General features: G+C 71.3%; 2 protein-coding genes. One reads left to right on the top strand and one right to left on the bottom strand.

Features of this window, described 5'->3' with window-relative positions:
• Window positions 1-446: Lrp/AsnC family transcriptional regulator (locus tag ACFDTC_RS17960; protein ID WP_375260245.1), on the bottom strand; the 446-nt coding region annotated here is incomplete at its 3' end.
• A 133-nt stretch (window positions 447-579) separates the two neighbouring features.
• Here ACFDTC_RS17960 and ACFDTC_RS17955 point away from each other — a divergent pair.
• Window positions 580-1,413, top strand: an 834-nt coding sequence (locus tag ACFDTC_RS17955; RefSeq protein ID WP_375260244.1) for an alanine dehydrogenase, incomplete at its 3' end; no start/stop codon positions are given.

Here is a 1,413-nt window from a genome sequence, read left to right as displayed (position 1 = left end):
GCCGTCGTCTGGCACACCGTGCGCAGCGCGAAGCTCGATTGCATCTGCGCCACGCCCGGCAGGCGCGTCAGGTACTGGCGGTGGATGCGTGCGAAATCGTCTGTGTCCTCGGCCACGACCTTCAGGATGTAATCCGCCGTGCCCGCCATCAGGTGGCATTCCAGCACGTCCGGGATGCGCGCCACTGCCGTCTCGAACGCCTCCAGCACCTCGTCGGCCTGCCGCGACAGGGTGATCTCGACGAAGACCGTGGTGGGCAGCCCGATGCGGCGCGTGTCCAGCAGCGCCACGTAGTCGCGGATGTAGCCGTCGGCCTCCAGCCGCTGCACCCGCCGGTGGCAGGCCGAGGCCGACAGGTGCACCGCCTCCGAGAGGTCGGCGTTCGACATCCGGCCGCGCCGCTGCAGCACGCGCAGGATTCGCCGGTCGGTCTCGTCCAGGGTCATGCGGATTCCTTTCGCCGAACGCCACCCGCGTCGAATAATCTTCGCCGGATGGCGCCGCAAGCGCCGAAGAAAGATCGGCAACGGGCGGACGCGCCGTGCCACGCTGCCCGGCAGGGAGAAGGAGCCAGTACCCATGAAGATCGGATGCCCCACCGAGATCAAGCCGCAGGAATTCCGCGTCGGCCTGACGCCCAACGCCGCGCGTGAGGCCACAGGCCACGGCCATACCGTGATCGTCCAGCGCGGCGCCGGCGCCGGCGCGGGCTTCGCCGACGTCGACTACGAAGCCGCCGGCGCGGTGCTGGCCGACACCGCAGAGGAGGTCTTCGAGACCGCCGACATGATCGTCAAGGTGAAGGAGCCGCAGGCCGCCGAACGCGCCATGCTGCGCGAGGGGCAGATCCTGTTCACCTACCTGCACCTCGCCCCGGATCCCGTGCAGACGCGCGAGCTGATGCAGTCGGGCGCCACCTGCATCGCCTACGAGACCGTCACCGACGAGCGCGGCGGCCTGCCGCTGCTGGCGCCCATGTCCGAGGTCGCCGGGCGGCTGGCGCCGCAGATGGGCGCCTGGACGCTGCAGAAGGCCAATGGCGGCCGCGGCGTGCTGATGGGCGGCGTGCCCGGCGTCGGCCCCGCACGCGTTCTGGTCGTGGGCGGCGGCGTGGTCGGAACGCATGCCGCGCGCATCGCCGCCGGCATGGGCGCCGACGTGACCGTGCTCGACCGCTCGCTGCCGCGCCTGCGCTACCTCGACGACGTGTTCGGCGGCACCTTCCGCACCGGCTATTCCAGCGCCGGCCTGCTGGCCGAGCATCTCGAACAGGCCGACATGGTGATCGGCGCCGTGCTGATCCCCGGCGCCGAGGCGCCCAAGCTGGTGTCGCGCGCCGATCTCGCGCGGATGAAGCCCGGCGCTGCGCTGGTGGACGTGGCGATCGACCAGGGCGGCTGCTTCGAGACCTCG

Source organism: Citreimonas sp. (genome assembly GCF_042096055.1).
In the GTDB taxonomy this organism is placed as follows: domain Bacteria; phylum Pseudomonadota; class Alphaproteobacteria; order Rhodobacterales; family Rhodobacteraceae; genus Citreimonas.
Note: the sequence above shows the minus strand (reverse complement) of the source record. Positions and strands in the feature narration are given on the sequence as shown.